The sequence below is a fragment of the Sphaerotilus sulfidivorans genome, from assembly GCF_013426975.1.
Classification (GTDB): domain Bacteria; phylum Pseudomonadota; class Gammaproteobacteria; order Burkholderiales; family Burkholderiaceae_C; genus Sphaerotilus; species Sphaerotilus sulfidivorans.
Map to the genome: position 1 here is coordinate 106369 of NZ_JACCPY010000007.1, position 14989 is coordinate 121357.

Here is a 14989-nt window from a genome sequence, read left to right on the forward strand (position 1 = left end):
AAAAGGTACCGGAATGATGTGGCGACATGCCGCCGGATTCCGTGCGGATTCCGGCGTGCGCGCAGGTTTTCTTGATGTCCATCAAGACCGGGTGGCGGGCAAACCCTAGAGTGGAATCGTTACAACCCGATCCGCAGATTCACCATGTTCAAGCACATCTTTGTCCCGGTCGACGGCTCCGAACTCTCCGTGCGTGCGATGGATGCCAGCCTGGAGCTGGCGCTGAAGCTGGGCGCGCGCGTGACCGGCTTCGTCTGCGAGCCCGACATCCCGCTGTCGGCGGTCAATGCCAGCCCGACCACCTTCGCGCGCAAGATCGAGGCGCATGAGGCCCGCACCGAAGCCCACGCCCATGCGGTGCTCAACAGCTTTGCCCAGCGTGCCCGCGAATGCGGCGTGCCCTTCGAGAGCGAGTACCGCCGCAGCGACCAGACCGACGCGACCATCGCCGAGGTCGCCGACATGGTCCAGGCCGACCTGATCCTGATGGTCACCCATGGTCGCGGCCTGTTCGGCGAGATGCTCTTCGGTTCGCACACCAAGAACGTGATGTCGCGTACCAAGGTGGCGATGCTGGTCCTGCACTGAGGTTCGCGGGGCGGCTGCCTCCGGACCTAGACTGCACGACACGGGGCGACGGCCCGGCGTGCAGGAGGAATCGGGTGGGCGGACAGCGACAAGAGACAGAGCGGCCTGGCGGCCGGCGGTGGCGCGGGCAGCTCGGTGGCGTGCTGATGGCGGTGCTGACCGCGGCTGCAGGGTCGGCCTGGGGCGCGCGGGTGGTGTCGGCGGTGCCGAGCGGCGAGGTGTCGGCGGCGGTGCAGATCCGCCTGCGCTTCGACACGGCGGTGGTGCCTTTCGGGTCGCCGGCGCTGCCGGATCCGGCGGTGCTGGCCTGCGACGGGCTGGGCGGCAAGGCGCCGGCCGGCAGCCGGCGCTGGATCAGCGACCGCGAGTGGGCCTGGGACCTGGACCGCACGCTGCCGCCGGGCGTGGCCTGCCGCCTCGCGATCGCGCCGGGCTGGAAGCCGCTGAACGGCCCGCTCGACGGGCCGCGCGAGTTCCGCTTCACATCCGGCGGGCCGGTGGTCGAGTCGGTCGAGCCGTATGAAGGCTCGTCGATCGAGGAGGACCAGCACTGGCTGCTGCGCCTGAACGGACCGGCGGTGCCCGACACGGTGCAGCGCAACGCCTGGTGCGAGGTGCAGGGCATCGGTGAGCGCGTGCCGGTCAGCCTCGTCGAGGGCGCGCCGCGGGCGGCGCTGCTGAAGCTGCACGAGATCGCCGCGGCCGATGCCGCGCGGGTGCTGGTGCTGACCTGCCAGCGCCCGCTGCCGCCGGCCGCCGGCGTGCGGCTGGTCTGGGGGCCGGGCATCGCGGCGGCGAACAACCCGGCGGTGCTGACGCGCCAGCCGCAGCGCTTCGCCTGGGAGGTGCGCGAGCGCTTCACCGCCGAATTCACCTGCGAGCGCGAGCGCGCCGAGGCGCCGTGCATTCCGCTGCGGCCCCTGACGCTGCGCTTCAGCGAAGCGGTGCCGCGTGCGCAGCTGGCGCAGATCCGCCTGCAGCCGGTCGGCGGCGGCAGCGCGGTGGCGCCGAAGTTCGCGGCCGGCAACACCGAGCCGTCGCTGTTGGAACTGACCTTCCCGGGGCCGCTGGCCGAGAACGCACGCTACACGATCGTGCTGCCCAAGGACCTGCGCGACGAGTCGGGGCGGGCGCTGGCGAATGCGTCGGTGTTTCCGCTCGCGGTGGCGACCGGCGGCATGCCGCCGCTGGCCAAGTTCGCCGCGGCGCCGTTCGGTGTGCTGGAACAGGGCCCGGGGCCGGACGAGCCGGGGCTGCTGCCGATCACGCTGCGCCATGTGCAGGACGGCGGCGGGCCGCCGCCGCGTGCGCGCGTCAGCGTCAAGTGGCTCGGCGCGGCGACGCCGGACCGCGAACTGCTGCAGTGGTACGCCCGGGTCGGCCGCTACCACGAGAGCAGCTTCACCGCCAAGGAAGCCGGTCTGCCGCCGAAGGACTGGACCGTCACCGAGACGGTCACCGGCGACGACGGCCGGCCGCGCCGCGTCACGCGCGACCGTGTCGTCGGCACGCGCGAGCTGTCGCTGCTGGCCAAGGAGGAGGGCGTCGAGCGCGCCGACCTGCCGGCGCCGTCGCCCGAGACGGCCAAGACCCCGGGCGCGACCGAGGTGATCGGCCTGCCCCTCAAGCGCTCGGGCTACCACCTCGTCGAGGTGTCGTCGCGCGTGCTCGGGCGCGCGCTGCTCGACCGCGAGGCGCCGATGTACGTGCGCACCGGCGTGCTGGTGACGCCGATCGGCGTTCACTTCAAGCGCGGCCGCAGCGACAGCCTGGTCTGGGTGACGACGCTGGACCGTGCGCAGCCGGTGGCCGGCGCCGATGTGGCCGTCAACGACTGCCGCGGCGTGACGCTGTGGTCGGGCCGCACCGACGCACAGGGGCTGGCGCGCATTCCGCGCAGCTTCGACGAGGCCGAGTCCGGGTCGCGCAGCGACTGCATCAGCCACGACGGCCTGTTCGTCACCGCGCGCGGCCCTGCGCGCGCCGACGGCAGTCGCGACCTGGCCTTCGTCTTCGGCGACTGGAGCCGCGGCATCGAGTCGTGGCGCTTCGGCCAGCCGACCGCACGCGGCCCGCTCGACGACGCCGACACGGTGCGCGCGCACACGGTGTTCGACCGCACGCTGCTGCGCGTCGGCGAGACGGTGTCGATGCGCCATCACCTGCGCCGCGAGAGTGCCCGGGGGCTGGCGGCGCTGGCCGCGGCGGCGCAGCCCGACCAGGTCGACATCACCCACCAGGCCAGCGGCGACGTGACCACGCTGCCGTACCGCGCGGCGATGGCCTGGACGATTCCGCCGAACGCCAGGCAGGGCGTCTATGACGTGACGCTCAAGCACCGCAGCGGCGCGGCGTGGTCGTCGGGGCAGTTCCGCGTCGAGGCGTTCAAGGTGCCGCTGGTCGATGCGCGGCTGCAGGCGCCGGCCGGGCCGCAGGTCGTGCCGCGCGAGCTGAGCTTCGGCGTGCAGCTCAGCCACCTGTCGGGCGGCGGGCTGGCGACGGCGGCGTCGCTCAACGCGCTGCTGCGCCCGGCCTGGGTGCGGTTTCCGGACTACGAGGACTACAGCTTCACGCCGCCGTCCGAGCGCGGCGCGGACGCGGGCGTCGCCGGCGGCGAGTCGCCCGACCGCGTGCGCGAGCAGCTGCTGGCCGACCGCCAGGCGCTGCGCACCGACGCGCAGGGCGCGGCGACCGCCAAGGTGGCGCTGCCCGACGCGGTGCGGGCGCTGAAGGTGCCGGCCGAGCTCGTCGCCGAGGTCAGCTTCGACGACCCGAACGGCGAGCGCCAGACGGTCGGCCGCAGCGTGACGCTGTGGCCGTCGGCGGTGGTGGTCGGCATCCGCGCGCGCAGCTGGCTGGCGCAGGGCGGCCGGGTGCCGGTGCAGATGGTCGTGCTCGACACCGCCGGCAAGCCGCAGGCCGGCCAGGCGGTGGAGCTGCGCGGCGAGCAGCGCACCCAGACGGCGACGCGCCAGAAGATCGTCGGCGGCTTCTACGCCTATGACGCGCAGGAGCAGGTCCGCGACCTCGGCCGGCTGTGCAGCGGCAGGACCGACGCACGCGGCCTGCTGACCTGCGACCTCGACCTGGCGGCGTCGGGCGAGGTGCGCCTGATCGCGCAGACCACCGACGGCGGCGGCCGGCGCAGCGCCGCCAGCAGCTCGGTGTGGGTCAGCCGCGGCGGCGAACTCTGGTTTGACCAGGACAACGACGACCGCATCGACCTGCTGCCCGAGCGGCGCGACCTGCGCCCCGGCGAGACCGCGCGGCTGCAGGTGCGCATGCCCTTCCGCGAGGCCACCGTGCTGGTGACGGTCGAGCGCGAGGGCATTCTCGATGCCCGCGTCGTCACGCTGCGCGGCAGCGACCCGGTCATCGAGGTGCCGATCCCGAAGCGCGCCGCCGGCGCCGACGCGGCCGAGGCGGCGAGCTGGGCGCCCAACGTCTACGTCAGCGCGCTGGTGCTGCGCGGGCGGGTGCGGCAGGTGCCGTGGTACTCGTTCTTCGACTGGGGCTGGCGCTCGCCGCGGCTGTGGTGGAACGCCTGGCGCCAGGAGGGGCCGGAGTGGACCGCGCCGACCGCGCTGGTCGATCTGGCCAAGCCGGCCTTCAAGCTCGGCGTGGCGGCGCTGCGCATCGGCCTGGACGACCATCGGCTGACCGTGAAGGTCACGCCGGAAAAACCCCAGTACGGCGTGCGCCAGACCGCGCGCACCGGCGTGCAGGTGCTGCTGCCCGATGGCCGGCCGCTGGCCGGCGGCACGGTGTCGTTCGCGGCGGTCGACGAGGGGCTGCTGGCGCTGATGGACAACGGCTCGTGGGATCTGCTCGGCGCGATGTTCCCGCCGCGCGCCTGGGGCGTCGAGACGTCGACGGCGCAGAACGAGATCGTCGGTCGGCGCCACTACGGCCGCAAGGCGCTGGCGCCGGGCGGCAGCGGCGGGCGCAACCCGACGCGCGAGCTGTTCGACACGCTGCTGCTGTGGCGTCCGGACGTGCAGCTCGACGCGCAGGGCCGCGCGACGCTGGAGGTGCCGCTGAACGACTCGCTGAGCGCCTTCCGCCTCGTCGCGGTGGCCGCCGGCGGCGGCGCGCAGCTCGACCGCTTCGGCAGCGGCGCGGCGACGATCCGCGTCACGCAGGATCTGCAGATGCTGTCGGGGCTGCCGACACTGGTGCGCGAGGGCGATCGCTTCGAGGCGCTCTGGACGCTGCGCAACACGACGGCGCGCGCGATGACGGTCAAGGCGACGCTGGGCGGGCCGCTGACGCTGCCGGCGCAGCAGGTGGCGATACCGGCCGGCGGCGCGGCCGAGCTGCGCTGGCCGGTCAGCGTGCCGGCGGGCGTGACGACGCTGGCCTGGACCGGCACGGCCGAGGAGGTCGGCGCCGCGGCCGGACAGGGCGCGCGTGACCGCATCCAGGTGACGCAGCAGGTCGAGCCGGCCGTGCCGGTGCGCGTGATGCAGGCGACGATCCGGCAGATGGACGCCGCCGGCACGCTCGCCTGGCCGGTGGCGCCGCCGGCCGACGCGCTGCCCGGCGTCGGCGGCGTGCAGGTGACGCTCAGGCCGACGCTGGCCGGCGCGCTGCCGGGCATTCGGCGCTGGTTCGAGGTCTATCCGTACAGCTGCCTGGAGCAGCGCACGTCGCGCGCGATCGGCCTGGGCGATGCGGCGCGCTGGAGCGCGCTGATGAACGAGCTGCCGACCTACCTCGACCGCGACGGCCTGGCGCACTACTTCCCGCCACGCGACGCCGAGGCCGGCGGCGGCAGCGACGTGCTGACCGCCTATGTGCTGGCGGCGTCGCAGGCGGCGGGCTGGACGATTCCCGACGGCCCGCGCGAGGCCATGCTCGGCGGCCTGACCGCCTTCGTCGAGGGCCGGCTGACGCGGCGCATCCCGTCGCCGCGCGGCGCCAGCGACAGTCTGGAGCGCGACGTGCGCAAGCTCGCCGCGATCGAGGCGCTGTCGCGCCACGGCCGTGCCGACGCCCGGCTGCTCGGCTCGCTGGAGATCGCGCCGCAGCAGTGGCCGACCGCGGCGCTGCTCGACTGGCTGGCGATCCTGCGCCGCGTCGACGGCGTGCCGAACCGCGCCGAGCGGCTCGACGAGGCGCGCCGGCTGCTGCAGGCGCGGCGGGTGGCCGGCAGCACGACGCTGCGCTTCGCCGACGAGGCCGGCGACGGCTGGTGGTGGCTGATGGCCGGGGCCGACGCCAACGCGGCGCGGCTGCTGCTGACGGCGGTCGAGGACGGCGCGCCGTGGCGCGACGACCTGCCGCGCCTCGTCACCGGGCTGATGGCGCGGCTCGACGCGCAGCGCCAGGGGGCTTTTGCGACGACGACCGCCAACGTCTGGACCGTGCTGGCGCTGCAGCGCTTCTCGGCGGTGCACGAGTCGGTGCCGGTGACCGGGCGGGCGCGCGCGACGCTCGGCGCGACGACACGCGAACTCGACTGGTCGCGCCAGGGCGACGGCGGCGCGCTGTCGCTGCCGTGGGCGGCACCGGTGCCGGCCGCGGCCTCGTCGCCGGCGGCGCTGTCGGTGACGCAGCAGGGCAGCGGGCGGCCGTGGGTGGCGCTGCAGAGCCTGGCCGCGGTGCCGCTGAAGGCGCCGCTGGCAGCCGGCTACCGCATTGAGCGCACCGTCAAGGCGGTCGAGCAGCAGACCGCCGGGCGCTGGAGCCGCGGCGACGTGCTGCGCGTGCAGTTGCAGATCAGCGCGACGACCGACCTGGGCTGGGTCGTCGTCAGCGATCCGGTGCCGCCCGGCGCGGTGGTGCTCGGCGGCGGGCTGGGCCGTGATTCGCAGATCGCCACGCGCGACGAGCGGCAGGAGGGTTCTGCCTGGAAGGTGCACGAGGAGCGGCTGCCGTCGGCCTGGCGGGCCTACTACGCCTGGCTGCCGCGCGGCACGCACACGGTCGAGTACACGCTGCGTCTCAACACCGCCGGCCGCTTCCAGCTGCCGCCGGCGCGGGTCGAGGCGATGTACGCGCCGGAGAACTTCGGCGAGGCCCCGGTCGGGGCGTTCGAGGTGGTCACGCGGAAAGAGTGAACGCTTGTGCGGCGATGGGCTGATGCGCTGGAGCTGAATCGCGCGCAGCCTGCGCCACACTGTCACCCGTTCTGCACAAATCACGGGGACGGCACCATGAGCGATCGGCGAACGCTGCGCATCCTGCATCTTTCGGACTTGCACATCGGCAAGGAGCGCACTTCTGGCTGGCGCATGCGGCGCGTGCTCGGTGAAGCGTGGACGCGCAACCTGCACGACATCGCCGCCGACGGTCCGGTCGATCTGGTGTGCTTCACCGGCGATCTGGCGCAGTCGGGGCAGGCGGCGCAGTACGAGGAGGCCTCGCGCTTCGTCGACGAAGTGCTGCGGGTGCTGAAGGTGCCCAAGGCGCGTTTCTTCTGCGTGCCGGGCAACCACGATGTTGACCGGACCATCGCGTCGGACGCCTGGCGCGAGATGCGCGATGGCGCCTGGGAGGTCAGCCCGCAGGCTTACGCTCGGTGGCTGGCGGGCGGTCGGGCGCCGCGTGGTTTCGACGCGGCGTGGCCCGACGCGCTGTTGCGGCGACAGGCGGCCTACCGCGACTGGCTCGACGCTGCCGGCCTGTCGGCACAGCGGCCCGAGCATGGCCCGCACGGCCGTTTCGGCTACCGCATCTCGCTGGACGACCTGGGGCTGGAGGCGCCGCTGCACGTCGTCGGGCTCGACAGCGCGTGGTTGGCTGGCGACGACGATGACGCGGGCAAGCTGCGGCTGACCGACGAACAGGTCGTGCGCCTGCTCACCGACGAGCGCGGCGAGCGATTGCCCGGCTGGACGATCGCGCTGGTGCATCACCCTCTGTCCGACCTCGCCGATGGCCGCGAGGCGCAGCGGCTGCTGAGCGAATTCGGTGTCAGCCTGCTGCTGCACGGCCACCTGCACGACGCCGAGGTGTCGCGCTGGACGACGCCGGCGGCGAGCCTGCATGTCTCTGCTGCGGGCAGCCTCTACGAAACCGACCAGTTTCCGAACGGCGTGCAGTTGCTGGATGTGCAACTGCCCAAGGGACGTCCGATCGAGCCGCGCCACCTCTGGGCTCGGTGCTGGTCGGGACGCTCGGGACGTGGGCACTGGCACAACGACGACGGCCTCTATCCGGGCAGCGTCGGCGGCAAGCTGCGGCTGGTGCCGCCGGATCCGCCGGATCACCCGTTCACGCCCGGCAAGTTCATCGGCCGCGATGACGAGCTGGCCAAGCTGCAGCGGGCGCTGCTGCCCGAGGATGGTTCGACGCGGCACCCCACGGTGCTGTGCTGCGCCATCGAGGGCATGGCGGGCGTGGGCAAGACGCGGCTGGCCGAGCATTTCATCGCCGAGCACTGGCTGCCGGCGCTCGGCCTGCCGGAAGACACGGATCCGGCGACGGTCTGCCAGCGCCTGATCCTCGACCCGCAGGCGCTCGAGCCGCCCACTGCGCTCGGCCTGGGCCGCACGCTGACCGACCGCCTGCGCGCCCACGGGCCGGACGAGGGGCTCTGGGATCGGCTCAAGGCGGCGCTGTCGATGGGCGGTCCGCAGGGCGGGCCGTGGCTGCTGCTGATCGAGAACGTCGATGCCGCCGCGCAGGCCCAGGCCGTCGGCGAACTCGTCAACCGCCTGCCCGGCGTGCCGATCCTCGTCACGGCGCGCTATCAGAAGCTCGGCAGCACCGGCTGGACACGCGTGCCGGTGGCGCCGATGTCGGCACACGACGCCCGCAAGCTGCTCTTGGCGGAGGTCGAACCGGACGGTCACCCGCTCACCGACGCCGAGGCCGACGACCTCGCCCAGCGCCTCGGCCGGCTGCCGCTGGCGCTGCACATTGCCGCCAGCCACCTGAGCCTGGGCCTGACGCCGCAGGCCTTCCTCGACGAGCTGCGCCGCGCCGGTCTGGACCTGCCGCCGGCCGAGCCTGGCGATCCCCGCCTGAGCGCTGACCGTGCCCGCGCCGTCGTGCGCAGTTCCTTCGAGCTGTCGTGGCGCCACTGGTGCGCGGGTGGGCCGGGCGCCGATCCGGCATGGCAGCAGGCCCTGGTCGCCCTGGCCCACGGCCCGGCCAACCCGACCGGCCTGTCGCTGTCGGCCGCCATCACCGCGATCGACGAGGCCCTCTACCCCGTCTTCGCCGTCGCGGCGGCGCGCCTGAGCCTGCTGCAGTACCAGCCGGCGGCGCGCATGACGCAACTGCACCCGCTGATCGCCGAGTTCCTGCGCCAGCAACCCGAGCCGACCGAGGCCACCGTGACCGAGCGGCTCGGCGGCTGGTTCCTGCCCCTGCTGCCCGAGACCGGCGACGAGCGCCAGCGCGACGCCTGGGCGCGGGTCGAGCAGGAGGTCGAGTCGCTGGCGCACTGGCTGGCGGCCGTCCCGGTCGAGCAGGGGCCTGCCGTCGAGCGCGCCGCCAAGGACTACGCCACGACACGCGGCCCTTATGCCCTGTGGCAGCAGTTCTGCGAGCGCCTGATCGCGTCCCATGACGACCCGGCGATCCTGAGCAACGTGCTGTGGACCCAGGCGCAGGTTCTGGAACGTGGCGGGCAGCTCTCGGCTGCACAGGATGCCGCACGCCGCAAAGCCGATCTCGACCAGGCCCGAGGCGAGGAGCACGGGGCTGCGCTGGCGCTGGGCCAGATCGCGGACGTGCTGCAGGCGAGAGGGGAGCTGGAGGAGGCGCTGAGGATCCGGCGGGAAGAGGCGTTGCCGGTTTACGAGAAGCTGGGCGACGTGCGCGAGCGGGCGGTGACGATGGGCAAGATCGCGGACGTGCTGCAGGCGAGAGGGGAGCTGGAGGAGGCGCTGAGGATCCGGCGGGAAGAGGAGTTGCCGGTGTACGAGAAGCTGGGCGACGTGCGCTCGCGGGCGGTGACGATGGGCAAGATCGCGGACGTGCTGCAGGCGAGAGGGGAGCTGGAGGAGGCGCTGAGGATCCGGCGGGAAGAGGCGTTGCCGGTGTACGAGAAGCTGGGCGACGTGCGCTCGCTGCTGGTCGGGCGGACGAATCTGGCGATCTGTCTGGCGATGCGGGGCCAGATCGAGGATGCGCCGGAGATGATCGACCTGCTGCGCAGGGCGTTCGGCGCGGCAAGGCGCTTGGGGTTGCCGGAGGCGAAGCAGATTGCTGATGTTTTTGAGCAGATTTTTGGCGTGGAGATTCCAGAGGTGTGAATTGAGGCACCCCATGCGCGTCATTCCCACGCAAGCGGGAACCCACCGTGCGAGCAGGCGGTGGCGTGGGTGGATCCCCGCTTTCGCGGGCATGACGGTGTGGGGGGCGAGTTCGGTGGCGCTGGCGCTGCCGCTGCCGACGTATCCGGAAGTCCGCGCCGCGCACCGCCCCTCCGACCTGATCCTGCTCGACCGCCACGGCGAGCCGATCCAGACGATCCGCGTCGATCCGACCGCCCGCCGCCAGCCCTGGGTCGCGCTGTCCGACTTCTCGCCCGCGCTGCGCACGTCGATCGTGCTCGCCGAGGACCACCGCTTCCACGCCCACACCGGCGTCGACTGGGCGGGTCTGGCGCGCAGCACCTGGGCCAATCTGTCGGGCAGCGGCGCCACGCAGGGCGCCTCCACGATCACGATGCAGCTGGCCGGCCTGGTCGACGGCGATCTGGTGCGCCCGGCCGGCGGACGCAGCGTCGCGGGCAAGCTCGGGCAGATCGCCGCGGCGCGGCAGATCGAGGCGCGCTGGTCGAAGGCGCAGATCCTGGAGGCCTATCTGAACCGCGTGCCGATGCGCGGCGAGCTGGTCGGCGTGCCGGCGGCGTCGCAGGTGCTGCTGGGCAAGCTGCCCAGCGGGCTGGACGCCGCCGAGGCGGCGATCCTGGCGGCGCTGGTGCGCGGGCCGAACGCGCCGCGCGAGGTGGTGGTGCGGCGAGCGTGCGCGCTGCTGACGGTGCAGCGGATCGACTGCGCGACGCTGGGGCCGGCTGCGGCCCGTGCGCTGGGGGCCGGCGCCACCGCACGCGCGCCGCAGCCGGCACCGCCGAACGACGCGCCGCACTACGCCCGGCAGGCGCTGCGGGCCTGGCAGGCGCTGCCGGCGCCGCGCCCGGCCACCTGGCGCACGACGCTGGACGCACCGATCCAGCGCCTGGCGGTGCACACGCTGCGGCGCCAGCTCGCCGAGCTGAGCCTGCGCCATGTCGAGGATGGTGCGGTCGTCGTGCTCGACAACGCCACCGGCGAGGTGATCGCCTGGGTCGGCTCGTCGGGCGCGGCGCTGTCGGACGCGGCGGCGGTGGACATGGCGCTGGCGCGGCGCCAGCCGGGCTCGACGCTCAAGCCCTTCGTCTACGCGATGGCCTTCGAGCGCCGCCTGATCACCCCGGCCAGCCTGCTCGAGGACGCGCCGACGCAGCTGATGGCCGGCGGCGGCGTCTACGCGCCGCAGAACTACGACCGCGACTTCCACGGCTGGGTCAGCGCCCGCGTGGCGCTGGCGTCGAGCCTGAACATCCCGGCGGTGCGCCTGGGCGTGATGCTGACGCCCGACGATCTGTTCGAGCGGCTCAATGCCTGGGGGCTGGGCCTGAGCCACAGCGGCGGCTTCCACGGCGCGGCGCTGGCACTCGGCAGCGCCGAGACGACGCTGGCGGCGCTGACGAACGCCTATCGCGGGCTGGCCAACGGTGGCCGCCTCGGGCCGGGGCGGCAGGTCGGCAGCGCCGCGGCGGCCTGGCTGGTCGGCGACATCCTGTCGGACAACGCGGCGCGCGCGGTCACCTTCGGGCTGGACAGTCCCCTGGTGACACGCGGCTTCGCGGCGGTCAAGACCGGAACCAGCAAGGATCTGCGCGACAACTGGTGCGTCGGCTGGACCGACCGCTACACGGTCGGCGTCTGGGTCGGCAACGCCGGCGGCGAGCCGATGCAGGCCGTCAGCGGCACGACCGGCGCCGCGCCGGTCTGGCGTGCGCTGGTGCAGGCCCTGCACGAGCGCGACGGGCGGCCGTCACGCGCGCCGCCCTTGCCGCCGGGCCTGGTGCGTCAGCTCGTCGCCGGCGACGCCCGGCCGGCGCGCGACGAATTCTTCATCGCCGGCACCGAGCAGGCCGAGATCCGGCGCGGCGAGCACGCCCGCGGCGGCGCCGACCTGCGCGGCATCGCCAGCCCGAAGCCGGGTGCGCTCTACGCGCTCGATCCGGACATGCCGCCGAAGGTGCAGCGCATCGTCTTCCAGGGCGAGCCGGGCACCTGGTGGCTCGACGGCCGCCGGATCGGGCAGGGCGCGCGGCTGGCCTGGGCGCCGTGGCCGGGGCGCCACCAGCTGGAGCTGCGGCTGCCGGGCGGGCGCGTCGACTCGGTGCGCTTCGAGGTGCGCGGCGCGACCCCGCGCGATGCGGTGTCATCGGTGCCGCGGCAGGTGCCGCCTCAATAGACGGTCGCGCCTTGCCCGATACTGCGGCCGCATGATCGTTCGCCCTCGTCCTCACTGGCTGCGCATGCTGTTCGTCGTGCGTGGCTCGATCCTGCACCGCATCACGCCGCAGCTGCTGTGCATCCTGCTGCTGTCGGTGCTGGTGGTGGCCTTTCATGGCCAGCTGCTGCATCACAAGATCACGCTGACGGCGGTGCCGTTCTCGCTGGTCGGCGTCGCGCTGGCGATCTTCCTGGGCTTTCGCAACAGCGCCAGCTATGACCGCTACTGGGAGGCGCGCAAGCTCTGGGGCCGGCTGCTGACGGACGCCCGCAGCGCCGCGCGCCTGGCGGTGACGATGACCGATGCCGCCACCGCGCGGCCCTTCGTGCTGGGCCTGGCCGCCTTCGTGCATGCGGCGCGCCACCAGTTCCGCGGCCGCAGCGGCGAGGACGATCTGCGCCGGCTGCTGCCGGCCGATGTCGCCGACGAGGTGCTGTCGCGGCGCTTCGTCGCGATGGCGGTGCTGCTGTGGCTGTCGCGCTGGGTGCGCGAGCAGCGTGACGCCGGCCGGCTCGATTCGGTGCTGGCGATGCAGATCGACCAGAGCCTGACCGGCCTGAACGACGCCTACGGCGGCTGCGAGCGCATCGCCTACACGCCGCTGCCCTTCACCTACTCCGTGATCCTGCACCGCACCGTCTACCTCTACTGCCTGATGCTGCCCTTCGGGCTGCTGGACTCGATCGGGGTGATGACGCCGCTGATGGTGACCTTCGTCGCCTACACCTTCTTCGCGATCGAGGCGCTGGGCGACGAGATCGAGGAGCCCTTCGGCACCTCGCCCAACGACCTGGCGCTGGACGCGATGAGCGTCAACATCGAGGCCTCGGTGCGTGAACTGCTCGGCGACCGCGATCTGCCGGCGCCGCTGCGGCCGGTCGACTGCGTGCTGACCTGAATCCCGGCTGGATCCGTCCATCTCCGACTTCCGTCACGGCAATTTTCCGCTGCCCCGAAACGAGGGGTTTCCGGTGCGGGAAAGTCCGGATAAGGTGCAGCCCATATCGTTTTTCCACTTATCGGCTCCATTCCATTCGTGTATGCGGGGTTGCAGTCCCCGCTCTTCTGCACCATGGACTCGGTCTGGCGACAGGTCGAATATGCATCCAGGGAGGCCCCGCCACACGTGGCGGGGTTCTTATTTGGCGACCAGCGGATCGCGCATCATCGGGACTCCAGAAACCCGAACTGCCGAGAGTCCTCGCCCATGTCCGACGTGCTGTCCTCACCCCCGTCTTCCTGCGTCTGGTCCCGTGACACGCGCACCGTGCTGATCACCGGTGCGGGCAGCGGCATCGGCCGCGCCTGCACGCTGACCTTCCTGCGCGCGGGCTGGTCGGTGGTGCTGGCCGGACGGCGCCTGGAGCGCCTGCAGGCGGTCATCGACGAGGCCGGGGCGGCCCAGCCCGAGGCCGGCGTGCGCGAGCGGACGCTGGCGGTGGCGGCCGACGTGACCGACGAGGCCGCGGTCGCGGCGCTGTTCGCCGCCGCGCGCGAGCGCTTCGGCCGCGTCGACGTGCTGTTCAACAACGCCGGCATCTTCACGCAGGGCGTCTCGATCGAGGATGTGACGCTGGCCGACTGGCAGCGCTCGGTCGACACCAACCTGACCGGCATGTTCCTGTGCACCCGCGAGGCTTTCCGCACGATGAAGGCGCAGGTGCCGCAGGGGGGGCGCATCATCCACAACGGCTCGATCTCGGCGCAGGTGCCGCGCCCCGGCTCGGTCGCCTATGCCGCGACCAAGCACGCGATCACCGGCCTGACCCGGACGGCGGCGCTCGATGGCCGCGCCTGGAACATCGCCGTCGGGCAGATCGACATCGGCAATGCCGCCTCCGACATGACCGCGGCGATGACCGCCGGCATCCGCCAGGCCGACGGCTCGCTGAAGGTCGAGCCGGTGATGGACGTGCAGCATGCCGCCGACGCGGTGCTGCAGATGGCTGCGCTGCCGCTGTCGGCCAATGTGCTGCAGATGACGGTGATGGCCAGCGCGATGCCCTTCGTCGGCCGCGGCTGAAGCGAGACCGCCTGCGCCTCAGTGGTTCGGGCAGCCGCCCGAATGCTCGTGGCGCAGATAGAGATCGAGATCGAGCGGGGCCAGCTGCTGGCGCATCACGTCGAAGGCCAGTTCGGCCAGCACCTGCGCGCTGCCGCATCGCCCGCCGTCGAGCCTGAGGGTCAGCACCGCCTCGTCCGGTCCGACCTCGATCGCATGCACCCGGCCGCTGCTGACGATGTCCGGACCGTCTCCCCGCTCGCGCACGGTGCGCAGCGCCTCGAGCACCTGGGCGGCGATCGCCGCATCGCCGCCCAGCCGCGGGGGCTCGGGGGGCGGCGGCGCGAGATCCGCCGGTGCGGTGCGCATCCAGATGGGACGACGGGTGACTGCCATGGATTCATCATGCCAGTCGCATTCCGGTACCGGTCTTGATCCGACTCAATCTTCAGGGTTGTCAGGTCGGCGCAAGGGCAGACCCCGCTCGGTTTCCGGATGGAAGTCGGGCAGCCCGCCGAGGCGGTGCCGCAGCGCGGTGCTGGCGCGTCGCGGACTCCATTCGACCGCGTGATCCTGGGTCAGGTAGATGTCGGTGTCCGGCAGGGCCTGCTGGATGGCGCGGAAGGCCGCGTCGGCGGTCAGGTCGCTGCACGGGCAGCTGGCCCCGGGCGTGACCAGGCAGAGCTCGGCCTCGCCGTCGCGCAGCCGCAGCGACTCGACCAGGCCCAGCTCGAGAATGCTGGCGCCGACGCCGGGATCACGCACGCCGCGCAGCGCATCGAGGCTGCGCAGCAGCGCATCGGCCGGGCCGGCCAGCAGCAGCTCCGGCGGGGCGGAAGCTTGGGACGGGTTCATGGCAGCACCTTTCGTTCCAGCGAGTGACCAGCGCGTGATGCCGGGGTGGAAGCCCACTATCTCCAGCCCCGCGTGGCC

General features: G+C 73.0%; 8 protein-coding genes. 6 read left to right on the forward strand and 2 right to left on the reverse strand.

Annotated elements, in window-relative coordinates; genetic code table 11:
- The first annotated feature begins 144 nt into the window (after window positions 1-144).
- The 6 genes from HZU84_RS06785 to HZU84_RS06810 all read left to right on the forward strand — a co-directional run bounded on the left by HZU84_RS06785 (window position 145) and on the right by HZU84_RS06810 (window position 14077).
- On the forward strand, window positions 145-588 hold the full coding sequence (locus HZU84_RS06785) for a universal stress protein (protein WP_149504705.1): 444 nt from the start codon (window positions 145-147) through the stop codon (window positions 586-588).
- A 146-nt stretch (window positions 589-734) separates the two neighbouring features.
- Window positions 735-6650 (forward strand): alpha-2-macroglobulin family protein, encoded by a 5916-nt coding sequence (locus tag HZU84_RS06790; protein ID WP_149504704.1) that lies wholly within the window; start codon window positions 735-737, stop codon window positions 6648-6650.
- 6 nt (window positions 6651-6656) lie between these two features.
- Entirely contained in the window at window positions 6657-9797 is a 3141-nt protein-coding gene (locus tag HZU84_RS06795) for a metallophosphoesterase (protein ID WP_180692833.1), read from the forward strand.
- Between the two features lie 91 nt (window positions 9798-9888).
- The gene (gene pbpC / locus HZU84_RS06800; RefSeq protein ID WP_149504702.1) at window positions 9889-12012 is read left to right on the forward strand and encodes a penicillin-binding protein 1C; all 2124 of its coding nucleotides are present in this window, start codon (window positions 9889-9891) and stop codon (window positions 12010-12012) included.
- 31 nt (window positions 12013-12043) lie between these two features.
- Window positions 12044-12952 carry a bestrophin family protein gene (locus HZU84_RS06805; protein WP_149504701.1) on the forward strand — a complete coding sequence of 303 codons (909 nt, stop codon included), beginning with the start codon at window positions 12044-12046 and terminating at the stop codon, window positions 12950-12952.
- A gap of 309 nt (window positions 12953-13261) precedes the next feature.
- The gene (locus HZU84_RS06810; protein ID WP_149504700.1) at window positions 13262-14077 is read left to right on the forward strand and encodes an SDR family oxidoreductase; all 816 of its coding nucleotides are present in this window, start codon (window positions 13262-13264) and stop codon (window positions 14075-14077) included.
- An 18-nt stretch (window positions 14078-14095) separates the two neighbouring features.
- Here HZU84_RS06810 and HZU84_RS06815 read toward each other — a convergent pair whose 3' ends face one another.
- Window positions 14096-14452 carry an iron-sulfur cluster assembly protein gene (locus tag HZU84_RS06815; protein WP_149504699.1) on the reverse strand — a complete coding sequence of 119 codons (357 nt, stop codon included), beginning with the start codon at window positions 14450-14452 and terminating at the stop codon, window positions 14096-14098.
- 45 nt (window positions 14453-14497) lie between these two features.
- On the reverse strand, window positions 14498-14911 hold the full coding sequence (locus HZU84_RS06820) for an iron-sulfur cluster assembly protein (protein ID WP_149504698.1): 414 nt from the start codon (window positions 14909-14911) through the stop codon (window positions 14498-14500).
- Between the last annotated feature and the right edge of the window lie 78 nt (window positions 14912-14989).